We start from the raw sequence: 21329 nt of genomic DNA, 5'->3' as shown, positions 1-21329 counted from the left end.
AGTCTTGGTTGCTGCCGCGCCTGCCCAGTGACGTACCCAGTGGCGTTCCCGGTGGCGTTATTGTCCCGTAAGGTATTGCGGGAATCATCAGCCCCTCCAATCCATTGAAGAGATCATGAAAACTTTTGTACTTGGTGGTGGATGCTTCTGGTGCCTTGATGCCGTATACCAGAAAACCCGCGGCGTCAGTTCCGTGGTCTCGGGCTATACGGGTGGCCATGTCCGAAATCCTGACTACTACGACGTCTGCTCGGGAATGACCGGTCATGCGGAGGTAGTTGCGGTGACATTCGACGAAACCGTGGTGCCGGAGGAGGTCATTCTTGACATGTTCTTCGCATTGCATGACCCCACCACGTTGAACCGGCAGGGCTACGACACAGGTACCCAATACCGTTCGTCGATGTTCTACACCACGACGGAGGAAAAGATCCTCTTCGAAGAAGCCATCGAGCGCGCGCAAGCACTTTGGGCCGATCCGATTGTGACGGAAGTGAGCCGGCTACCCGAGTTCTATGAGGCAGAGGAAGTCCATCAGAACTATTACGCCAAATTCCCGTACCAGGGTTACTGCCAGGTCATCATCAATCCAAAACTGGCCAAAGCGCGGAAATATTACTCTGCATGGCTAACTGCTTAGCAGGGTTTCGATCCTGCTGGTTAGGCTGACCTCAGCATTCCCTCTTCAGAGATAGGCATAATCTTCATGGCAAGGATCTACGACGACGTCACCCAGCTGGTCGGCCGCACTCCGCTGGTCCGTTTGAACCGGCTGACCGAAGGCCTTGAGGCCACCGTTGCGGTCAAGCTTGAGTTCTACAACCCGGCCAACAGCGTGAAGGACCGCATCGGTGTGGCCATCATTGACGCCGCCGAAAAGTCCGGTGCCCTGAAGCCGGGCGGAACAATTGTCGAGGGCACCTCCGGCAACACCGGAATCGCTCTGGCCCTTGTTGGTGCCGCACGCGGCTACAAGGTCATCCTGACCATGCCTGAGACCATGTCCACCGAACGTCGTGTCATGCTTCGCGCTTACGGTGCAGAGATCGTACTGACTCCCGGTTCCGAAGGCATGCGCGGCGCTGTTGAAAAGGCCCAGGAGATTGTTGCCAACACGGAGAACTCCATCTGGGCGCAGCAGTTCGCCAACCCGGCCAACCCGGAGATCCACCGCAACACCACTGCCGAGGAAATCTGGGCGGACACAGACGGCGAAGTAGACATCTTTGTTGGCGGCGTCGGTACCGGCGGTACCGTGACCGGCGTCGGACAGGTCCTCAAGGAGCGCAAGCCCGAAGTCCAGATCATTGCAGTCGAGCCCAAGGACTCCCCCATCCTTAATGGCGGCAGCCCGGGTCCCCACAAGATCCAGGGTCTGGGCGCCAACTTCGTCCCGGAGGTCCTGGACACCAACGTCTACGACGAAGTTCTCGATGCGACCCTTGAAGACTCCGTTGCCACCGCCCGCGCCCTTGGTTCCAAGGAAGGCGTCCTGGCCGGTATTTCCGGCGGTGCCGCGGTATGGGGTGCACTGGAAGTCGCCAAGCGTCCGGAGAACAAGGGCAAGCTGATCGTCGTGATCGTGCCGGACTTCGGGGAGCGTTACATCTCCACTGTCCTCTTTGACGACATCCGCGGCTAACACTTCGCCCGCAAGCATTCATTTCCTGTAGAAAGGTCTTTGTGAGCTTCTTCGCAAGGCTTAAGGAAGACCTCGACGCCGCCCGGTCGCATGACCCGGCGGCTCGAGGTTCTTTTGAGAACTTTTTCGCCTACTCCGGCCTGCATGCCATCTGGGCACACCGCGTGACCCACAAGCTCTGGCAAAACCCTGCCCTTCGCTTTCCTGCCCGCCTGATTTCACAGTTGGCGAGGTTCCTGACGGGCATCGAAATCCACCCCGGCGCAACCATCGGCCGGCGCTTCTTCATCGACCACGGCATGGGTGTCGTCATCGGCGAAACGGCCGAAATCGGCGAAGACGTGATGATCTATCACGGTGTGACGCTCGGTGGCCGATCCCTTGCCAAGGTCAAGCGCCACCCCACCATCGGGGATCGGGTGACCATCGGCGCCGGCGCCAAGGTCCTGGGACCCATCACCATCGGCGCAGACAGCGCAATTGGTGCGAACGCCGTCGTGGTGAAGAACGCTCCCCCGGAGTCGATCATCACCGGCATTCCAGCGACGTGGCGGCACCGCGACGCGAAATCCGAAACCAAACCGGCGGTTGACCCGGCCGAGTACTACATCGAATACCGGATCTAGTTTGAGCTAGCCGGTAAACCTCTTGTAGGAGTTCCACAGCACGGCATCAAACACGCGGTCGGGAAGAACCCTGCGTAAGGCCAGGACGCTCCAGGCTCCCCTACCCACCGGGTAGCGGGTCTTGGGGCGTTTTGCCGTTGACGCACGAACTATTGCCTTGGCCACTACCCTCGGAGGCGTGGATATCAGCTGTCCGGATGTTGAGGCCAAGGCTGCTGCCATGACGTGGGCCTGCCCCTTGTATGGACCCTTGCCGGATGCGGATAAGAGGCCTTCCCCGGCAATGGTGCCCCATTCGGTGTCCGTTCCGGCGGGCTCGATGAGTACGACGTCGATGCCGTGCGGTTTCAACTCGAGCCGCAAAGAATCACTCATCCCCTCCACTGCGAACTTGGTCCCGTGGTACCAAGCGCCCAGGGGCTCATAAATCTTTCCGCCGATGGACGAGACGTTGATGATCCGGCCAGAACCCGCATGCCGCATCCTGGGAATAACGAGTTGCGTCATCCTCGCCAAGCCCATCACGTTCACCTCGAACTGGCGTCTGCCTTCTGCCAGGGGAACCTCCTCGAGGGAGCCGTAGGAGCCGTACCCTGCGTTGTTCACCAGGACATCTATGTGCCCGTGTGCAGCTTCAACAAGCGCCACAGCTGAGGCCATGGACTCTTCTACTGTGACGTCCAGGTGCATGACGGTGATTCCCTGCGCCTGAAGGGGATGCATCTTCTCCACCCTGCGCGCACCGGCGTAGACAATGAACCCTTCGGACCTCAGGGCGCGCGCCGTCTCAAAACCAATGCCGGTAGATGCCCCTGTGACAAAAGCGATGCGCTCGGTCATGGCTCTGGCTCCTTGGCTCGTGGCACTCGCCACGATGGCCCAGTACCCCTTCCGGCACGGCAAAGGCCGGCTCCTCCCAGCGTATCGGGGAAGAACCGGCCTTGCTGCGGAACCTTAGTGGGTGTCGACGGCCGAGATTTCGGACTTGTCTTCGCCCCACAGGGTGTGGAACGTACCTTCGGCATCAACGCGGCCATAGGTGTGCGCACCGAAGAGGTCGCGCTGGCCCTGGATCAGGGCAGCAGCAACGCGCTTGCGGCGCAGGCCGTCGTAGTAGGCCAGCGAGGAGGAGAAGACCGGAACCGGGATGCCCAGCTGGACAGCGGTGGCTACAACGCGGCGCCAGGCCGGGAGGGCCTCAGCGATGGCCTTGGTGAAAGCCGGCGCGAACAGGAGGTTGGCAGGCTTCTCCTCGGCAGCGTAGGCCTTGGTGATGTCCTTGAGGAGTTCTGCGCGGATGATGCAGCCTGCGCGCCAGAGCGAGGCGATTTCGTCCAGCTTGAGGTCCCAGCCGTACTCCTTCGCAGCGGAGGTCAGCATGTCCAGGCCCTGGGCGTAGGAAACCAGCTTGGAGGCGTACAGCGCCTGGCGGACGTCCTCAACGAACGTCTCGGGGATCTCCACGGAAGCCTCTTCGCCGGCCAGCAGTTCCTGGCCAAGCTTGCGCTGCTCGGCCTGTGAGGACAATGCGCGGGCGAAAACGGACTCGGCAATGCCGGAGACCGGGGAGCCGAGTTCCAGTGCGGAGATGACCGTCCAGCGTCCGGTTCCCTTCTGGCCTGCAGCATCCACGACGACATCAACGAACGGCTTGCCGGTCTTGGCGTCGACGTGGCCCAGAACCTCGGCCGAGATTTCGATCAAGAAGGAGGACAGATCGCCCTTGTTCCAGTCAGCGAAGATCCTGGCCTGCTCGGCGGGCTCAATGCCGGCGCCGGAGCGGAGGAGATCGAATGCTTCACCGATAACCTGCATGTCGGCGTATTCGATGCCGTTGTGGACCATCTTGACGAAGTGGCCGGCACCGTCGGTGCCGATCCAAGCGCAGCACGGTTCGCCGTCGACCTTTGCGGCAATCTTCTCCAGCAGCGGGCCAAGGGCGTCATAGGACTCCCTGGAGCCACCGGGCATGATGGAGGGACCGTTCAATGCGCCCTCTTCGCCACCGGAAACACCGACGCCAACGAAGTGCAGGTCCTTCTTGGCCAGCGCGGCTTCGCGGCGGCGGGTGTCCTCGTAGTGCGAGTTACCGGCATCGATGATGATGTCGCCGGCCTCGAGCAGCGGTTCCAGCTGCTCGATGACGTTGTCCACGGGAGCGCCCGCCTTGACCATGATCAGGACACGGCGGGGCTTTTCGAGGGAGTCGACGAGTTCCTGCAGCGTTTCAGTGCGGATGAAGTCGCCGTCCGTGCCGTGCTTTTCCAGCAGGGCGTCGGTCTTTTCCACGGAGCGGTTGTGGAGAGCCACAGTGAAGCCGTTGCGGGCCAGGTTGCGGGCCAGGTTGGCGCCCATCACCGCGAGGCCGGTGACACCGATGTGTGCTGACATCAAAACTCCAATTCGATCGTGTACAAACAGTCCTGCGGACAGCAGGAAGCGATTTCATAACCAGGGGCTGTAATAAACCATACGTATTTAAGCCATGAGCAGGAAAGCGACGCCCACGTTTTGGAACGGCGCCGCGTCATAAACAGTCTATGATGTGCGGGACTTCCGAACGGCGCCAGGCGGCATCGGACGGCACGCGGAATGCGTTCGCCGCACTATGCTTACGTCTATGTCAACCAGCCTCCACCACCGCGCCGTAGAGCATCTGGGAACCCGGATTGTGGGCGGCGCCCTTCCCACTGGCCACGTCATGCTGGCCGAACATTTGGAAGACGAGCTCAACGTTTCGCGCTCGGTGGTCCGGGAGGCCGTCCGCGTCCTGCAGTCGCTGGGCCTGGTGGAAACCATCAAGCGTGTCGGAATCCGTGTCCTCCCGGCCCATCGCTGGAATCCCTTTGATCCGTTGGTCATTCGCTGGCGCTTGGCCGGCGAGGGCCGTGGCGCCCAACTGAGGTCGCTCGCTGAGCTGCGTTCCGCCGTCGAGCCTGTTGCTGCGGAACTCGCAGCCGGAAACGCTCCGGAAACCCTTCGCCGGGAACTCGTGGATATTTCGCTGGCCATGAAGGAAGCCGGCGACGCCGGAGACATGGCACGGTTCCTTGACCTCGATATCCGGTTCCATGCACTGGTCCTCTCCGGCTCGGGAAACGAGATGTTTGCCAACCTGATTGGCCAGGTGACAGAGACCCTAACGGGACGCACAGTGCACGGCCTCATGCCGGAACACCCCCAGAAGCAGGCGCTGCAGTGGCATATTGACGTCGCACACGCCATCGACGCCGGCGACGGACAGCAGGCCAGGGATGCGGCCGGAAAAATAATGCGCCAAACGATCGCGGAGCTGGCCCCCAGCTGGAACGACCAGCCCCGCGTCTTCGTACCCGTGGCGAAAAACTAATCCTGGAAGTTCAGCAGGACCTTGCCTGACCGGGCTGAGTTCCTGGCTACTTCGAATGCCTCAAGTCCGTGTGCGAGGTCGAACTCGTGCGTTATCACGGGGTCCACAAACAGCGAGCCGTCCGCCAACGCCGCAATGACGTCATCGATTTCGTTGTTGAAGCGGAAGGATCCCAGCAGTTCCAGTTCGCGGGTGATGGCCAGGGAGATGAAGACCGGTTGCGGGCCCGAGGGCAGCAGCCCCACCATGACCACTTTCCCGCCGCGGGTTGCTCCCTTGATGGCCGAGGCCAGGCCGTGGTGGCTGCCTGAGGACTCAATGACGACGTCGGCGTCCACCGCCGCGATGGCGTCCGCTTCGTCACCCCTCAGGACCGCATCGGCACCGACGGCTTTGGCGATCTCCAGCGGCTTGTCATGCATGTCGACGGCGACAATCCTGGCCGCGCCGGCCCGCTTCAGGACGGCGACCGTCAAGGCGCCGATGGGACCACTGCCGATCACGAGGGCCGTCTTCCCCGCGACGTCACCGGCACGGGCGACGGCATGCCAGGCCACGCTGGCAGGCTCCACCAACGCCGCGGTCCGCAGATCCAGGGTGTCCGGCAGGGCACGCAACATCCGCGAGGGAAGGGTGGCGTAGCGGCTGAAGGCCCCGTCGGTGTGCGGGTAGCGTGCCGCGCTACCCAGGTACGTGCAGCCCGGGGAAAGGTTGGGCCGGTCCTGCGGATAGCGGACCTCGCCCGGGGCCGGTGTTGCCGGATGCACCGCCACGGGCGTTCCTGGGCCAGGGCCGCTGCCATCGGCTGCCTGCTCGATGACGACGCCAACGATTTCATGGCCCAGGACCATCGGGGCCTTCAGAATCGATTCCCCCGCCGCGCCGTGGAGCCAGTAATGCAGGTCCGAACCGCAGATGCCGCCATACGCAATTTCGACGATCGATTCGTTGGCCGCGGGCCTGGCCAGCGGGATATCTTCGATCCGTAGGTCACCCTTGCCGTGGGCTACAACGGCAGGGCCGGAGGCCGGGAGTGTGCTGCCCATCAGACCACCACCGTCATTCCACCATCGACGAAGATCGTCTGGCCGTTAACAAAGTTGGACGCTTGCGACGCAAGCCACACAACAGGTCCGGCGAGGTCGGCCACGGTTCCCCACCGGTTGGCCGGTGTCCGGCCCAGGATCCAGGAATTAAACGCCTCATCATCCACCAGGTTCTGTGTCATCTCAGTGTGGATGTAGCCGGGGGCGATGCCGTTGATCTGCAGCCCCGAAGCGGCCCACTCAGCAGTCATCGCACGCGTCAGGTTACGCAGCCCGCCCTTGGCAGCGACGTAGGGGGCGATCGTGGGACGGGCAAGGTCTGTTTGAACTGAGCAGATATTGATGATCTTTCCTTGGCCCCGCGGGATCATGTGCCGCGCAGCCTCCCGGCCCACCAGGAAGGCGCTGGTCAGGTCCGTGGTGATGACCCGGTCCCAGTCCTTGACATCGAGGTCAAGCATGGGAACGCGGTGCTGGATGCCGGCGTTGTTCACCAGGATCTCCAACGGGCCAACATTGGCCTCGATCCATTGCACGCCTTCAGCGGCCGAGGCGGCATCTGTGACATCGAACGCCCGGCTGAAGACCCGTCCGTCGGGATAGTCGGCAGCCATGGCATCGTGCGCCTTGGCCAGCCGTTCCGGATTGATGCCGTTCAGCACCACCGTCGCACCAGCATCAGCCAGGCCGCGGGCAAGGGCATTGCCGATCCCCCGGCTGGATCCGGTGACCAAGGCGATTCGCCCGCTCAGGTCAAATAGTCCACTCATGTTTCTGTTGCATTCCTTCTTGTCTGGACAGGTTTCTTGTTTGGGGCCGGCATTTAGTTGGCAGCCGAAGACATGGCAAGATTCGCTATTGCTTGGCGAACAACGGCGAGGTCCTGATCGCCAAGTCCTTGGCGCTTGAGTTCCCCGTAGAGCTGGATTGCCGCAGAGGCCATGGGTACCGGGGAGCCCACACTCCCGGCGCTTTGGACCACGAAGGCCAAATCCTTGTGCATGAACTTGGCGGGTCCCGTGGGCGTGTAGTCCTTCGCCGCCAAACGTGGCCCGACGATCTCCAACACGCGGCTTGCCGCCAAGCCTCCCGCGAGGACCTCATACAGGGCAGCCACATCCATTCCGGAGCGCTCGGCAAGTTCAGCAGCCTCGGCAAGTGCCGCCGTCGTAGTCCCGACAATCAGCTGGTTGCAGGCCTTGGCGAGCGAGCCTGATCCCAGTGGACCCATCCGGCGGACTGTTGTCCCCATGGTTTCAAAGAGTGGCTGAAGCCGTTCAAAGTCTGTTTCGGACGCCCCTGCCATGATGGCCAGGGTTCCGTTCCCGGCGCCGGTAGTGCCGCCGCTGACAGGCGCGTCAACCACCACCGCGTTTCCCCCGCTGGCCTCGCGCACGGTTTCGCCGAATTCCTGGACCGCCGTCGGCGACACACTGCTCATCACGACGACGGCGGTGCCCGGCTGGGGCGCTTCGGTGCGCCATGCATCAAGCAAGCCTTCTGCCGCGGCCTCAATCAAAGGCAAATCGGGAAGCATGAAAATGATTGTTGGTTCGTCACGGAGTTCGGCAAGGGTGTCTACGCGGCTGATGCCCGCGAGGCCTTGGAAGACAGTGTCGGACCGGTTCCACGCCGTGACAGCCCATCCTGCCTTGGCGATGTTGGCGGCCATGGGAGCTCCCATGAGTCCCAAGCCCACGAAACCCACACGTTTGCTGGTCATGTCGTGAAGAACCTCACTTCTTTGTGTGCATCAAAACGCAATCTGTTCAATATCCTAGCCTCCATTCAGTATGATGAACACTATGACGACTGATGAACTTACCATCGCGATCGCTGTACCGCTCGAAGCTGAGCATGTGGAGCGTATCCGCGCAGTAGATCCTTCCGTAACCGTTCTGTACGAACCCGACCTCCTTCCACCCGAGCGCTACCCTGCCGACCACAGCGGAGACCCGGACTTCAAGCGGACGCCGGAGCAGGAAGAACGCTACTGGGCCATGCTCAACCGGGCCCAGGTCCTGTACGGCTTCCCCAACGAAAGCCCGGCCGGCCTTGCCCGGATTGCCCGAAGCAATCCCCACCTTCAATGGATTCACGCCATGGCCGCCGGGGCCGGTGGAGCCGTCAAGGCTTCCGGGCTGGATACCGAGACGCTTCGAAAATTCCGCGTCACTACTTCAGCCGGAGTCCACGCGTTGCCACTCGCGGAATTCTCCGCCTTTGGCATCCTCAACGGCTTCAAGCGCAGCGCCGAAATGGCCCAGGACCAAGCGGCCAAGGTTTGGCCCCAGTTGCGGACACCCACCAAGTTGGCCAACGGATCCAAGGTAGTCATTGCAGGGCTTGGCGAGATCGGCATGGAAACGGCACGTATCGCCCGAGCTCTGGGCATGAAGGTCAGCGGCACCAAACGCAACGTGGAGGCCATTGAGGGCATCGACGAAGTCACCAACAATGACGGCCTCGCGGGCCTCGTTGCCGACGCCGACGCCGTAGTGAACACACTTCCCGGCACTCCCTACACAGAGAAGCTGTTCAGCACTGACATCTTCTCCGCAATGAAGCCGGGCAGCGTGTTCGTCAACGTCGGCCGCGGCACAGTCGTGGACGAGGACGCCCTTCTTGAGGCCCTCAACAGTGGTCAGGTTGCCTACGCCTGCCTGGACGTCTTTGCCGTCGAGCCGCTACCGCAGGACAGCCCCCTGTGGAACCACCCCAAGGTGCTGGTATCACCGCACACGTCTGCACTGAGCTCTGCCGAAAACCGCCTTATCGCAGAGCGTTTTTGCAGCAACCTCCGTACATTCCTGGACGGTGGCGACCTTCCCCACCTGGTGGATCCGGTCCACTTCTACTAAACCCGGCAAGCTCTGACGCGAAAGGCTCCGACCCCAAGGGGTCGGAGCCTTTTTTGCGCCAATGCCTGGCAAGTGACGGTCCGCTACTTCGCGTCCTCAAGGGCAAGAAGGTCCCGTCCTGCTGTTTCAGGCGTAAAGAATGTCGTGATGAACGAAATCAGGGCCAAAACGAGCGAGTAGACCGCGAGAACAACCCAGGAGTTATGGGTGGCCGCCAGGAGAATGGCGCCGAGCAGGGGCACAAGGCCGCCTGCCAGCACTGCAGAAATTTCCCGGCTGAGCGCAACTCCGGTGAAGCGGTACTGGGAACCAAACAGTTCAGGTAGCAGCGGGCACTGCGGGCCCAGCATGGACTGGACACCCAGCGCTATACCAACCACCATGACTGCCCACACGAGGGTCACGTTTCCGAGAGTCACCAGATAGAAGGCCGGGATGGCAAATATCGCCTGGAACAACGCACCATAACGGTAAACCCGGACGCGGCCAAAGCGGTCAGACAGTGCTCCGAACGTCACCACCATGACGGCTGCGAATCCAGCGGCAATCAGAAGCCCCACAGGGCCAATGAATTTGTCCCCAGGGAAGACACCTTCCTTGACCGACATGAAGGAGATCAGCAGGGCCGAATAGATGGAAGAATTGCCGTTCTCCCCCATACGGAGGCCTATACCCACCAGCACGTTCCTTCTGGAATGCTTCCAAAGTTGACCCACAGGGTTCTTGACCACATTCTTGTGCTTCTCCAGTTCCTGAAATACCGGAGTTTCCTTCAACCTCAGGCGAATGAAGACAGCAACAATGATCAGGACAAAGCTGGCAAGGAATGGCACCCTCCAGAGCCACGACTCGAAAGCAGCCTTGTCCGCCAACTGCAACAGTGCGAAAGTTCCGGCGCCCAGGAGCGTGCCGAGCTGAATGCCAACGAACGGCAGCGACGCGAAGTACCCCCGGCGCTTCGGCGGCGCCACTTCCGATATCAGGGTTGTGGCTCCGGCCTGTTCCGCTCCGGCCCCCAAACCCTGGATGATTCGCAATGTCACCAGGAGTACAGCACCGAGCATTCCGGCCTGCTCGAAGGTGGGGAGCAGGCCGATGGCAAAGCTTGCGAGTCCCATCATGCCGATTGTCAGCAAGAGGACCATTTTGCGGCCAAACCTGTCTCCGATGAATCCGAAGAAAATACCGCCGAACGGTCTGGCCGCAAATCCCACGCCATAGGTGGCAAAGGATGCGATCAAAGCCCCGCTCTCACCCAAAGGCTTGAAGAACAAAGGCCCAAAGATCAAGGCCGAGGCCAGGCCATAAATGTAGAAATCGTAGTACTCCAGGGCAGAACCCACGGAGCTGGCCAGCGTCGCCCTGCGAAGCTGTTCCGGCTCAACCACTGCATCGTCAGCCTCAGCTGCGAGCTTTGCATCAGTACGAGTTGTCACAAGCACTCCCTCAAAATCACACCAGGCCCCCGTTGGCCCGACGAGATAGTGATGGCATCACCGCCAAGATCACTATGGTGAACAGCGTACAACTTGTTGAACTGTGTGCCAAGATTAAAATAAGATTTATTCAAAATCCGATGATTGTGACGTGCGGCATTGCATCAACCCATCGGATTCCCCAGGGAGCGGGCCAGCTCCTTGAGTTCCTTGACCATGAGCGCACCCTGCTCCTCTGAATAAGTAGCCTTCAGCGCAGTAACAGAAAGCCCCAGGCTGGGACCATGCGCCCCATGGGTGGGCACGGGAACGGCAAGGCACACCACGCCTACCGTGGATTCTTCGTCCTCGAAGGCAAAACCCTGCTTGCGGATCGTGGTGATTTGAGCCTTCAGTTCCTCGGCCGTGCGCAGCGAGTTCGGCGTCATGACCGGAAGTTCCATGCCATCCGGGAACATGGCATCGATGTCGTGATCATGCAATTGCGCCAGGAGCGCCTTTCCTACACTGCAAAGGGAGACCGGCATCTTGTCGCCGATGTTCGAGGTCAGCCGAACTGCAGGATGACCCTCATAGCGCGCCAGGTATATGACGTGGTCCCCGTCCAACATGGCGATGCGGACAGTTTCTCCAGACAGGGTGGGTGCTTGTTCACAGTACTTGTAGAACTCCTGCACTTCATCCAAACGGCTCAAGTACGCTGCGCCCAGCTCCACGAGCTTTCGCCCCAAGCCAAAGTCCGCGCCCTGCCTGGTAATAAGCCGTGCTTCTTCCAGTGCCAGCAGCAGATTGGACGTGGAAGATTTAGGGATTCCCAACTCCCTGGAGAGATCACTCAGGGTGAGGCGGCCCGAGGGCGATTCTGCCAATGCTTCCAGAACGGCCGCTGCGCGGGTCACCGCAGGAGCTGGCGATGATGCGCCCAGTCCTTCGGAGCGGGTAATGCGGGAATCGGCCATGATTCTCCTTCGTCATCTCAAACCGGACATCTCGTCCAACCGGGTGTTCAATCAGCTGAACACTACCCATCATAGTGTGATTGCTTGCGGTCCTGTCGGGAGCAATGGGGGCTTTATCGACACACAAGGCCTTAACGAAGGCTTTACTTTCCAAACGGAAAAGTTCGCTGTATATTCATTTTCGAGCTCTCCACCGCGGCATCCCCCAATAGTCGTGGTGGAGAGCTCATCCATTTCCCGGTGGGATCCTAGGCAGCCACGCGTTCTTCGCCACGCAGGTACCAGCCGCCACCACTTCCGTCCCGCACCAGTTCCCAGGTTGCCAGGCTGGACATCGCGTTGCTTCCCAGCCGCACTTGGACTTGCAACACCTCAACATCCACGCGGCCCTGCCCCCGGGGCATTCGCTTGGAGCTCTCCCACCACGGCACCCTCTCGAACCATCGGAATGGCTCTTCCGCGATCTGCCACTCCCGGCCGCCCCGGACTACCGTAGTTGCCTCGCCGCCCCCTGCACTGCGGATGTATACCTGTTCCATAAGCCAGACAGTAGGCGTGGGCACTGACTTTTTTCGTGAGCTGCTTTTGGGGAAAGAAAAACCCCGCCATCCCGACCGTTGCGGTCCAGGATGGCGGGGCTGTTTGGTGGGTCCTACCGGGATCGAACCGATGACATCCACGGTGTAAACGTGGCGCTCTACCAGCTGAGCTAAAGACCCAAAGTTCAGTTTCAGTGCCTTAGCGCTTCAACCAACGAACAATGACTCTACATGATCATTCGGGCGAAACACCAATCGAGTCCCTCGCTGCAGAAATGTCGGGCAAATTCCGCGCAAGATAATCCAATGCTCCGCTCACTCCTACCTCAAGTTTCAGGGCGGCAAATTCGTCACCTCGCGTGGATCCCCTGTTGATGATGACCACAGGTTTGCCTGCCTTCGCAGCATGGCGAACGAACCTCAACCCACTCATCACGGTGAGCGAGGAGCCGGCGACCAGGAGAGCTTCGCCGGCGTCCACCATGGAATACGCCCGTTCGACCCGGGTTTTGGGAACATTTTCGCCAAAGTAGACGAAGTCAGGCTTCAGCGTTCCGCCGCAGACAGGACAAACTGCCACCACGAATGACTTAATGAGCTCGGGATCTTCCACGGTGGCATCAGCGTCCGGGGCCATCTCCACCACGCCTGCCTCGAGCGCGGCTTCTACGAACCCCGGATTCAGCTCCTCAAGAATTGCGGCGAGCAGCTTTCTGGAAAAAACGTGTCCGTTCTCAAGGCAGATCACCTGATCGAACCGCCCATGCAGATCCACAACGTTGGTGCTTCCGGCGTCCTCGTGGAGCCGGTCGACATTTTGGGTGATGAGGCCGGTCAGCAGGCCCCGCCGTTCCATGAGGGCGACGGCGGCGTGGCCGGCATTTGGATCAGCATGCCGCAAGTGGGACCAGCCGATATGGTTCCGGGCCCAATACCGCCGTCGATTGGCAGCACTGCCGATGAATTCCTGATACGTCATGGGGCTCCGTGGCGCTGATCCAGGTCCCCGGTAGTCCGGAATACCCGAATCGGTGCTGAGTCCGGCGCCGGTGAGCATGGCCAGCCGCCTGCCCCCAAGAATGTCCAGGACCTCCTTCAACGCCGCCTCTTCCCCGGCCCCCAAGGTGGCAGCGGTAGCCGGTTCCATGCTGGCGAAGCCGGTCATACCAACACCGGGCCGCACGTGGTTCACCCCTGCTGCACTCTCAATTCAGAGAGCGCCTGGCGGTAGCCTGCGAGGTCCCTGGCCTGTCCCCGCGGATTGACCACCACGTACCGGATCAATCCTTCGGCATCAATGATGAACGTTCCCCTAAGGGCCATCCCGCTGCGGGTATCAAAGACACCGTAAGCCTGCGCAACAGCTCCATGTGGCCAGAAATCAGCCAAAAGATCGAACTCATAGCGTTCCTGCTCCGCATATGCGCGCAAAGCAAATTTGCTGTCTACGGAGATCGCAAGGACCGTGGCGTTCGAGTCTTCGAAAGCAGCGATATTGTCGCGAATCTCACACAGTTCTCCCGTGCAGATGCCAGAGAAAGCGAACGGATAGAACACCACCACAACGTTGCGACCCCTGAAATCCGACAAACGGACCGGCTCGCCATATTGATTCAGCAGTTCAAAGTCCGGCGCCACCTCTCCGATCCCGGGAACAAGTGCGGGGGCCGGCGCTTGCTGGACTTCCGTCACTTGTTCTTCTTCGGCACCAAACGGGTGGCGCTCCAGTCCTTGGATACCCCGGCAGAAGTGGTCAGGTGCAGCCCCGAAGTGGGCGCTGCGTCCTGGATGTCCGCGGGAGAGACGTAGTTGTCGCGGCCGGATTTGGGGGTCAGAACCCACACCACGCCGCCCTCTTTCAAGGTGGTGAGCGAATCCATCAGAGCATCGACCAGGTCACCATCGCCGTCCCGCCACCAGCAAATAACAGCGTCTACGACGTCATGATCATCTTCATCCAACAGCTCAGAGCCCGTGACATCTTCAATGTCGTCACGCAAGTCGAAATCGACGTCGTCGTCGTAGCCGCGTTCCTGAATCAGATCCCCGTCTTTGAAACCCAATCTTTCCGCCACATTTACCGATGTGGCGGCGTCGGCCTCGCTCACGTTTCCTCCTTTTGAAGTGACTTCCATTACTAACAGCCAACACCCTTTGGGCGTGTGCTTCAAGCCATTGTCCCTGCGATGACGCATATTCCGCACTACCTGGGGTGTTTCGAAGCTGTGACAATCACGTGGCATCCGTCACGGAGAGCACCAGGATGTGACATACAACGCCCCTGAGGCCCCACGGCTACGCATCCCAGCGCTGTCAAAGCTAGAGTGGCCATGAGCGCTTTGGCTGCAGGGCGATCGCCCCGAGGAATTCTACTGGGCAGCCATGCGCTCACAAGACCTGCCCGGCGCATCCGACCGGGCTGTTGAAACCGAGATGTCGCACACGACGCGTTCATGACGGGCAGTTACCCTGCCAGACCTGAGGCGCCGATGCATGCGCCTAAAGGAAGGTTGGACGTGGCTGCAGGAGAAGAGACCTCACACATCCTCAGCGGGTTGACTGCCCAGCTGCCTGATCGTGATCCGGAAGAGACCGCGGAGTGGATTGAGTCCCTTGATGCGTTGATCGCGGAGCAGGGCACGGAGCGTGCCCAGTACATTATGCGTTCGTTGTTGCAGCGTGCCGGTGCCCGGTCGGTGGGTGTGCCGATGGTGACGACCACTGATTATGTGAACACGATCCCGGTGGACCAGGAAGCAGAATTCCCGGGGAACGAGGAGTTCGAGCGCCGGTACCGTGCGTACATGCGGTGGAACGCCGCGGTCATGGTCCATCGTGCGCAGCGGGCCGATATCGGGGTGGGCGGGCATATTTCCACCTATGCCGGCGCGGCGACCCTGTACGAGGTCGGGTTCAACCATTTCTTCCGCGGCAAGGACCATCCCTCGGGCGGGGACCAGGTGTTCTTCCAGGGACACGCGTCCCCGGGCATGTACGCCCGGGCGTTCATGGAAGGCCGCCTCTCGGAGGAGGACCTGGACGGGTTCCGCCAGGAAAAGTCCCGGGAGGGCCATGCCCTGTCCTCGTACCCGCACCCGCGCCTGATGCCGGACTTCTGGGAATTCCCGACCGTGTCGATGGGCATCGGGCCGATGAACGCGATCTACCAGGCCCAGTCCAACCGGTACCTGCACAACCGCGGCATCAAGGACACCTCCGACCAGCAGGTCTGGGCGTTCCTGGGCGACGGGGAAATGGACGAGCCCGAATCCCGCGGCCTGCTCCAGCTCGCGGCGAACGAGAACCTGGACAACCTGAACTTCGTGATCAACTGCAACCTCCAGCGCCTGGACGGGCCCGTCCGGGGCAACGGGAAGATCATGCAGGAGTTGGAGGCGTTCTTCCGCGGTGCGGGCTGGAACGTGATCAAGGTCGTCTGGGGCCGGGAATGGGACTCGCTGCTGGAAGCGGACCAGGACGGGGCGTTGGTGAAAATCATGAACGAAACCCCCGATGGTGACTACCAGACCTACAAGGCCGAGTCCGGCGGGTTCGTCCGGGACCACTTCTTCGGCAAGTCCCCGCAGACCAAGGACCTGGTCGCTGACCTGACCGATGACCAGATCTGGGGCCTCAAACGCGGCGGGCACGATTACCGCAAGGTCTACGCCGCGTACAAGGCAGCGGTCGAGTTCAAGGGCAAACCCACCGTGATCCTGGCCAAAACCGTCAAGGGATACGGCCTGGGCCCGCACTTCGAGGGCCGCAACGCCACCCACCAGATGAAGAAGCTGACCATGGAGGACCTGAAGGCCTTCCGTGACCACCTGCGCATCCCCATCAGCGATGACCAGCTCGACGCGGACCTCTACCGGCCCCCGTACTACCACCCCGGCATGGACGCCCCGGAAATCAAATACCTCATGGAACGCCGGGCAGAACTGGGCGGGTTCGTCCCCGAACGCCGCCGCACCCACACCCCCGTGACCCTGCCCGAGGCCAAGTCCTACGAGGTCGCCAAACGCGGCTCCGGCAAACAACAAGCCGCGACCACCATGGCCTTCGTCCGGCTCCTGAAAGACCTCATGCGGGACAAGAACTTCGGGGCCCGGTTCGTGCCCGTCGTCCCGGACGAATCACGCACCTTCGGCATGGACGCGTTCTTCCCGACCGCGAAAATCTACAACCCCAAGGGCCAGAACTACCTCTCCGTGGACCGGGACCTCGTCCTGGCCTACAAGGAATCCCCCGCCGGGCAACTGATCCACCCCGGCATCAACGAAGCCGGCGCCGTCGCAGCATTCACCGCCGCCGGCACCGCGTACGCCACCCACGGCGAACCCCTGGTCCCGATCTACGTCTTCTACTCCATGTTCGGCTTCCAACGCACCGGAGATTCCTTCTGGGCCGCCGCGGACCAAATGACCCGCGGCTTCATCATCGGCGCCACCGCAGGACGAACCACCCTCACCGGCGAAGGACTCCAACACGCCGACGGGCACTCCCCCCTCCTGGCCTCCACCAACCCCGCCGTGAAAACCTACGACCCCGCCTACGGCTACGAAATCGGCCACATCATCCGCCACGGCCTCGAAGAAATGTACGGCCCCGACAACGACGGCACCGGCACCGCATCCGACAAAAACGTGATGTACTACCTCACCGTCTACAACGAACCCATCACCCAACCCGCCGAACCGGAAAACCTGGACATCAACGGCCTGATCAAGGGCATCTACCGCCTCGCCCCCGCCCCGGAAAACACCAATGGCGCCGCCAACACAGGTACCAACCGGCCCACCGCGAACATCCTCGCCTCCGGAGTCTCCGTACCCTGGGCCCTGGAAGCCGCCCGGATCCTCGCCCAGGACTGGGGCGTCGCCGCCGAAGTCTGGTCCGTGACGTCCTGGAACGAACTCCGACGCGACGGACTCGCCGCCGAAGAACACGCCTTCCTCAACCCCGGCCAACCCGCCCGCACCCCGTTCATCACCGAACAACTCGCCGGCACCACCGGACCCGTCATCGCCGTGTCCGACTACATGAAAGCCGTCCCCGACCAAATCCGCCAATTCATCCCCAACGACTTCGCCTCCCTCGGAGCAGACGGCTTCGGCTTCTCCGACACCCGCCAAGCCGCCCGCCGCTACTTCAAAAACGACACCCACTCCATCGTCGCCAAAACCCTCCAGTTGCTGGCGGCGAGGGGCGAAGTCGAAGAAGGTGCCCTGGAAAAGGCGATCGATAAGTACCGGCTCCTGGATGTGAACGCCGGCACCACCGGCGGAGCAGGCGGCGACGCCTAAGAAGGAACCCGGAAAACCAGGGCACCAGTCCAGGTTGTACGAACTCAGGCAGTAACCGCGACGGCGGCTTCCATCGGAAGGTGGGGGCCGCCGTCGGGCGTTTAACAAAGGCTTTTCAGCGCTCAACATGACGTGACCAGCGACAACATAAGTTGTAGCCTTCGCACAAATGGAGCTTGCCTGAGATGCACCGTATGCTCGTTCCATGGCAGAGCCCAGCAAAATCACTACAAAGCGCAAAGCAGCAACCCAGGCATTGTCGCCGGAAAAGGCGGAGACCCTGCGGCAGCTCCGTGCAAATGTGGGGCAATTGTCCACCAGCACCATGCGGCAACTTGAGAAATCGCTGCCTTGGTACAGTCGGCTGAGCTCTGATGAACGCTCCGCTTTGGGGCTCGTGGCCCAAAATGGCATTGCCGCTTTCGTGACCTGGTACGAGCGCCCCAGTTCGCCGTCATGGATCCTGACCGACGTCTTCGGCAATGCACCCACGGAACTGACCCGCTCCATCAGCCTGCAGAAGGCCCTGCAGTTGATCCGGATCGTAGTGGAGGTCGTCGAGGATCAGGTTCCTGTGATCGCTCCTGAATCGGACCAGCCTTCGCTCCGCGAGGCGGTGCTCCGCTACTCCCGGGAAGTGGCGTTCGCCGCCGCGGATGTCTACGCCCGCGCGGCGGAATCACGGGGATCCTGGGATACCCGGCTTGAGGCGCTGATTGTGGACGCAATCCTGCGGGGCGAGAACACAGATGCATTGCGGTCAAGGATCGCCGCCCTGGGTTGGAAGGCGCAGGAGCGCTTCACCGTCATGGTGGGCAACTCGCCATCGGAGCCCAGCGCCAGCTACGTCAGCGATTTACGCCGGACTGCCGGCCGTTTCGCAGAAGACGCGCTCGTAGGAATCCAGGGTGACCGCCTCATCCTCATCCTCGGCGGGGTCCAGGACCGCGATACGGCGTACTTGAAGCTCAGTGAACTGTTTGCGCCGGGCGCCGTCGTGTACGGGCCCGAGGCCGGCTCGTTGCTGGAGGCCAGTACGTCGGCCCAGGCCGCCTTCGCCGGCCTTACCGCAGCCCGCGCCTGGCCCTCGGCGCCTCGACCTGTCGCAGCGGACGATCTCCTCCCGGAACGCGTTGTTTCCGGGGATGATGCGGCCCGGCGGTCCCTCATCAAGAATATTTACCGCCCGCTGCTGGCAGCCTCGAACGGCTTGGTGGAAACCTTGGGAACCTACCTCGAGCTGGGACATTCATTGGAGGCCACAGCGCGTGAATTGTTCGTCCATGCCAACACTGTGCGCTACCGTTTGAAGCGTGTCTGCGATGTGACAGGCTGGGATCCGCTCCTCCCAAGGGAAGCTTTCGTACTTCAAACTGCCCTGGTGGTGGGCCGGCTTTCGGCCCAGCCCAAAGCCGCCCCCGAGCGTCACGCATCGCGTTCACAGAACTGAACCGTTGTAGACTTCCTACAAACTGACCCAGTGAGCTTGGTGTACGAAAACACCAGTGGATCACGTGGCAATTTGGAAAGCTGGATACGTGCTTGCAATCGTCTGCCCTGGACAGGGCTCCCAGACCCCTGGATTTTTGGCCCCTTGGCTGGAACTCCCCTCCGTCGAAGGCCAATTGGCCACCCTGAGCGAGATCGCAGGCATCGACCTCAAGGCCCACGGAACCACGTCCGATGAAGAAACCATCAAAGACACCGCAGTGGCCCAACCCCTGATCGTGGCCGCGGGCTTGGTGGCAGCCAGGTCTTTGTTCGACGTCGAACTCAACACACTTCCCGTTGTGCTTGCAGGGCACTCCGTCGGTGAAATCACGGCTTCAGCCCTTGCCGGCGTCCTCACTGAGAAGGAAGCCATGACTTTCGTCCGCGAGCGGGCCAACAGTATGGCTGCCGCAGCAGCGGTAACCCCCACGGGCATGAGTGCAGTGGTCGGTGGTGACCCCGCGGAGGTCCTCGCCGCCATCGAGGCGTCGGGCGCCACTCCCGCCAATGTGAACGGAGCCGGCCAGACAGTGGCCGCAGGAACGTTCGAGCAGCTCAAGGCTTTGGCTGACAACCCGCCGGCCAAGGCACGCGTCATTCCCCTGAAGGTTGCCGGCGCCTTCCACACCTCGCACATGGCTCCCGCCGTCAGCGCGCTGGAAGCCCTGAAGCCTTCCTTGTCCCCGCAGGATCCGACGGTCCCCCTTCTGTCCAACTACGACGGCAAGGAAGTAACGGCGGGTACTGCCGCCGTCGACAGCATGATTGCACAAGTGTCCCGGCCCGTCCGGTGGGACCAGTGCATGGATAACCTCTCCGCCCGCGGAGTCACCGGTGTGATCGAACTGGCTCCCGCCGGCACCCTTGCTGGTTTGGCCAAGCGTGGAATGCCCGGAGTCAAGACAGTTGCTGTCAAAACCCCGGACGATTTGTCTGCGGCGCTGGCACTTTTCGCTGAACTGGAGGGACAGGCGTGAGCACTCCCGTACTCAAGAAAGCTACGGTCAACGAGAACGCCCGCATCCTGGGCATCGGCGCATACCGTCCCGATGTCATCGTCACCAACGACGACGTCTGCCAGTGGATCGATTCCTCGGATGAATGGATCCGTCAGCGCACCGGCATCATCACCCGCCACCGCGCAGCTGCCGATGTCAGCGTCATCGACATGGCCGAAGGTGCCGCCCGCGAGGCCATCCAGCAGGCCGGGATCGAACCTTCCCAGCTGGGTGCAGTCATCGTCTCCACCGTGACGCACCCGTACGCAACACCGTCAGCCGCCGCTGCCCTTACGGAGCGTTTGGGCGCGACGCCGGCACCCGCCTTCGACATCTCCGCCGCCTGTGCAGGGTACTGCTACGGCGTTGCCCAGGCAGACGCGCTGGTGCGCTCCGGTTCTGCCGAATATGTTTTGGTGGTTGGCGCCGAGAAACTCTCGGACGTCATCGACAACCACGAACGCACCATCTCATTCCTGCTCGGCGACGGTGCCGGCGCAGTAGTGGTGGGCCCCTCCGACACTCCCGGCATCGGACCTTCAGTATGGGGCTCGGATGGCAGCAAGTGGGACGCGATCGGAATGACCCACTCTTTGGAAGACGTCAAGAAGCTGGGTGAATCCGCCCGCCACTCGGACGAAACAGATGACCTCGCAATCATCTCTGCAACGCAGGATGTTTGGCCTACGCTGCGTCAGGACGGCCAGACTGTTTTCCGGTGGGCCGTGTGGGAAATGGCCAAGGTGGCCCAGCAAGCGTTGGACGCTGCCGGGATCGAAGCCAGCGACCTCGCCGCGTTTGTTCCCCACCAGGCGAACATGCGCATCATCGATGAGATGGTGAAGAAGCTGAAGCTTCCCGAGACAGTCCTCATTGGCCGCGACATCGCCCAAGCCGGCAATACGTCAGCCGCTTCCATCCCGCTGGCCACGCACCGCCTGCTTCAGGAGAACCCTGGACTCAGCGGTGGATTGGCATTGCAGATCGGCTTCGGCGCTGGATTGGTATTCGGTGCCCAGGTAGTCGTCCTGCCATAGACCTGGACAGGCCCCGCGGCCTCCAGCCAACTGAATATG

At 61.5% G+C, this 21329-nt stretch carries 20 protein-coding genes and 1 tRNA gene; 9 read left to right on the top strand and 12 right to left on the bottom strand.

Annotated elements, in window-relative coordinates; translation table 11 throughout:
- Positions 1-115 precede the first annotated feature (115 nt).
- The 3 genes from msrA to epsC all read left to right on the top strand — a co-directional run bounded on the left by msrA (position 116) and on the right by epsC (position 2268).
- Entirely contained in the window at positions 116-640 is a 525-nt protein-coding gene (gene msrA / locus AC6I97_RS11265; protein ID WP_224090740.1) for a peptide-methionine (S)-S-oxide reductase MsrA, read from the top strand.
- Between the two features lie 66 nt (positions 641-706).
- Positions 707-1642 carry a cysteine synthase A gene (gene cysK / locus AC6I97_RS11260; RefSeq protein ID WP_224090742.1) on the top strand — a complete coding sequence of 312 codons (936 nt, stop codon included), beginning with the start codon at positions 707-709 and terminating at the stop codon, positions 1640-1642.
- A 41-nt stretch (positions 1643-1683) separates the two neighbouring features.
- Positions 1684-2268 (top strand): serine O-acetyltransferase EpsC, encoded by a 585-nt coding sequence (epsC, locus tag AC6I97_RS11255; protein ID WP_223933212.1) that lies wholly within the window; start codon positions 1684-1686, stop codon positions 2266-2268.
- Positions 2269-2274: 6 nt separating this feature from the next.
- Here epsC and AC6I97_RS11250 read toward each other — a convergent pair whose 3' ends face one another.
- Positions 2275-3108 (bottom strand): oxidoreductase, encoded by an 834-nt coding sequence (locus AC6I97_RS11250; protein WP_224090744.1) that lies wholly within the window; start codon positions 3106-3108, stop codon positions 2275-2277.
- 114 nt (positions 3109-3222) lie between these two features.
- Complete coding sequence (gnd, locus tag AC6I97_RS11245; RefSeq protein WP_224090745.1) at positions 3223-4659, bottom strand: NADP-dependent phosphogluconate dehydrogenase; 1437 nt, start codon at positions 4657-4659, stop codon at positions 3223-3225.
- Positions 4660-4888: 229 nt separating this feature from the next.
- Here gnd and AC6I97_RS11240 point away from each other — a divergent pair, with 229 nt between their 5' ends.
- Complete coding sequence (locus AC6I97_RS11240) at positions 4889-5617, top strand: FadR/GntR family transcriptional regulator (RefSeq protein ID WP_224090746.1); 729 nt, start codon at positions 4889-4891, stop codon at positions 5615-5617.
- On the opposite strand, the gene AC6I97_RS11235 is transcribed toward AC6I97_RS11240, so the two are convergent.
- From AC6I97_RS11235 to AC6I97_RS11225, 3 genes are read right to left on the bottom strand one after another with little or no spacing between them, the layout of a single operon-like run.
- Positions 5614-6663 carry an L-idonate 5-dehydrogenase gene (locus AC6I97_RS11235; RefSeq protein ID WP_497944905.1) on the bottom strand — a complete coding sequence of 350 codons (1050 nt, stop codon included), beginning with the start codon at positions 6661-6663 and terminating at the stop codon, positions 5614-5616. The genes AC6I97_RS11240 and AC6I97_RS11235 overlap by 4 nt on opposite strands.
- Positions 6663-7433: an SDR family oxidoreductase gene (locus AC6I97_RS11230; RefSeq protein WP_224090748.1), complete on the bottom strand. Its 771-nt coding sequence runs from the start codon at positions 7431-7433 to the stop codon at positions 6663-6665. Before AC6I97_RS11230 ends, AC6I97_RS11235 begins: the two co-directional genes overlap by 1 nt.
- A 53-nt stretch (positions 7434-7486) precedes the next feature.
- On the bottom strand, positions 7487-8386 hold the full coding sequence (locus AC6I97_RS11225; protein WP_497944904.1) for an NAD(P)-dependent oxidoreductase: 900 nt from the start codon (positions 8384-8386) through the stop codon (positions 7487-7489).
- A gap of 70 nt (positions 8387-8456) precedes the next feature.
- Between AC6I97_RS11225 and AC6I97_RS11220 the strand changes: the two genes are divergently transcribed.
- The gene (locus tag AC6I97_RS11220) at positions 8457-9524 is read left to right on the top strand and encodes a D-2-hydroxyacid dehydrogenase (RefSeq protein ID WP_497944903.1); all 1068 of its coding nucleotides are present in this window, start codon (positions 8457-8459) and stop codon (positions 9522-9524) included.
- Positions 9525-9607: 83 nt separating this feature from the next.
- Here the strand turns inward: AC6I97_RS11220 and AC6I97_RS11215 are convergent, their stop codons facing one another.
- The 7 genes from AC6I97_RS11215 to AC6I97_RS11185 form a co-directional block, all read right to left on the bottom strand.
- Entirely contained in the window at positions 9608-10966 is a 1359-nt protein-coding gene (locus AC6I97_RS11215; RefSeq protein ID WP_224090751.1) for an MFS transporter, read from the bottom strand.
- Positions 10967-11124: 158 nt separating this feature from the next.
- Positions 11125-11919, bottom strand: coding sequence for an IclR family transcriptional regulator (locus AC6I97_RS11210; RefSeq protein WP_224164567.1), 795 nt, complete (start codon positions 11917-11919; stop codon positions 11125-11127).
- Positions 11920-12167: 248 nt separating this feature from the next.
- Positions 12168-12458 carry a hypothetical protein gene (locus AC6I97_RS11205; RefSeq protein ID WP_224090754.1) on the bottom strand — a complete coding sequence of 97 codons (291 nt, stop codon included), beginning with the start codon at positions 12456-12458 and terminating at the stop codon, positions 12168-12170.
- Positions 12459-12562: 104 nt separating this feature from the next.
- A tRNA-Val gene (locus tag AC6I97_RS11200) sits at positions 12563-12638 on the bottom strand.
- Positions 12639-12693: 55 nt separating this feature from the next.
- Complete coding sequence (locus AC6I97_RS11195) at positions 12694-13623, bottom strand: NAD-dependent protein deacetylase (RefSeq protein WP_396133550.1); 930 nt, start codon at positions 13621-13623, stop codon at positions 12694-12696.
- A gap of 23 nt (positions 13624-13646) precedes the next feature.
- A complete protein-coding gene (locus AC6I97_RS11190; RefSeq protein WP_224090755.1) occupies positions 13647-14150 on the bottom strand; it encodes a peroxiredoxin in 504 nt (167 codons plus the stop codon).
- Positions 14147-14566: a DUF3052 domain-containing protein gene (locus AC6I97_RS11185; protein WP_216925434.1), complete on the bottom strand. Its 420-nt coding sequence runs from the start codon at positions 14564-14566 to the stop codon at positions 14147-14149. Before AC6I97_RS11185 ends, AC6I97_RS11190 begins: the two co-directional genes overlap by 4 nt.
- A 381-nt stretch (positions 14567-14947) precedes the next feature.
- On the opposite strand from AC6I97_RS11185, the gene aceE reads away from it, so the two are divergent.
- The 4 genes from aceE (at position 14948) to AC6I97_RS11165 (ending at position 21290) form a co-directional block, all read left to right on the top strand.
- Positions 14948-17764 carry a pyruvate dehydrogenase (acetyl-transferring), homodimeric type gene (aceE, locus tag AC6I97_RS11180; protein WP_497947049.1) on the top strand — a complete coding sequence of 939 codons (2817 nt, stop codon included), beginning with the start codon at positions 14948-14950 and terminating at the stop codon, positions 17762-17764.
- A 205-nt stretch (positions 17765-17969) separates the two neighbouring features.
- Positions 17970-19214, top strand: a complete 1245-nt coding sequence (locus AC6I97_RS11175; protein WP_224090756.1) for a PucR family transcriptional regulator — start codon at positions 17970-17972, stop codon at positions 19212-19214.
- A gap of 88 nt (positions 19215-19302) precedes the next feature.
- Positions 19303-20232, top strand: a complete 930-nt coding sequence (locus AC6I97_RS11170; RefSeq protein ID WP_497944902.1) for an ACP S-malonyltransferase — start codon at positions 19303-19305, stop codon at positions 20230-20232.
- The gene (locus AC6I97_RS11165; protein WP_497944901.1) at positions 20229-21290 is read left to right on the top strand and encodes a beta-ketoacyl-ACP synthase III; all 1062 of its coding nucleotides are present in this window, start codon (positions 20229-20231) and stop codon (positions 21288-21290) included. The genes AC6I97_RS11170 and AC6I97_RS11165 overlap by 4 nt, the downstream gene beginning before the upstream one ends.
- The last annotated feature ends 39 nt before the right edge of the window (positions 21291-21329 follow it).

Source organism: Arthrobacter sp. TmtSoilC48 (assembly GCF_059739425.1).
The sequence above is the reverse complement of the archived record's forward strand: the minus strand, read 5'-3'. Positions and strand labels throughout refer to the sequence as shown.

What these genes read in the sequence shown, in the direction of transcription:
- aceE (WP_497947049.1), top strand. Translation starts at nt 14,948, where the DNA reads ATGCATGCGCCTAAAGGAAGGTTGGACGTGGCTGCAGGAGAAGAGACC.
- AC6I97_RS11205 (WP_224090754.1), bottom strand. Translation starts at nt 12,458, where the DNA reads ATGGAACAGGTATACATCCGCAGTGCAGGGGGCGGCGAGGCAACTACG.
- AC6I97_RS11220 (WP_497944903.1), top strand. Translation starts at nt 8,457, where the DNA reads ATGATGAACACTATGACGACTGATGAACTTACCATCGCGATCGCTGTA.
- AC6I97_RS11250 (WP_224090744.1), bottom strand. Translation starts at nt 3,108, where the DNA reads ATGACCGAGCGCATCGCTTTTGTCACAGGGGCATCTACCGGCATTGGT.
- AC6I97_RS11235 (WP_497944905.1), bottom strand. Translation starts at nt 6,663, where the DNA reads ATGGGCAGCACACTCCCGGCCTCCGGCCCTGCCGTTGTAGCCCACGGC.
- AC6I97_RS11175 (WP_224090756.1), top strand. Translation starts at nt 17,970, where the DNA reads ATGGCAGAGCCCAGCAAAATCACTACAAAGCGCAAAGCAGCAACCCAG.
- AC6I97_RS11195 (WP_396133550.1), bottom strand. Translation starts at nt 13,623, where the DNA reads ATGACCGGCTTCGCCAGCATGGAACCGGCTACCGCTGCCACCTTGGGG.
- AC6I97_RS11210 (WP_224164567.1), bottom strand. Translation starts at nt 11,919, where the DNA reads ATGGCCGATTCCCGCATTACCCGCTCCGAAGGACTGGGCGCATCATCG.
- AC6I97_RS11240 (WP_224090746.1), top strand. Translation starts at nt 4,889, where the DNA reads ATGTCAACCAGCCTCCACCACCGCGCCGTAGAGCATCTGGGAACCCGG.
- AC6I97_RS11225 (WP_497944904.1), bottom strand. Translation starts at nt 8,386, where the DNA reads ATGACCAGCAAACGTGTGGGTTTCGTGGGCTTGGGACTCATGGGAGCT.
- gnd (WP_224090745.1), bottom strand. Translation starts at nt 4,659, where the DNA reads ATGTCAGCACACATCGGTGTCACCGGCCTCGCGGTGATGGGCGCCAAC.
- cysK (WP_224090742.1), top strand. Translation starts at nt 707, where the DNA reads ATGGCAAGGATCTACGACGACGTCACCCAGCTGGTCGGCCGCACTCCG.
- msrA (WP_224090740.1), top strand. Translation starts at nt 116, where the DNA reads ATGAAAACTTTTGTACTTGGTGGTGGATGCTTCTGGTGCCTTGATGCC.
- AC6I97_RS11230 (WP_224090748.1), bottom strand. Translation starts at nt 7,433, where the DNA reads ATGAGTGGACTATTTGACCTGAGCGGGCGAATCGCCTTGGTCACCGGA.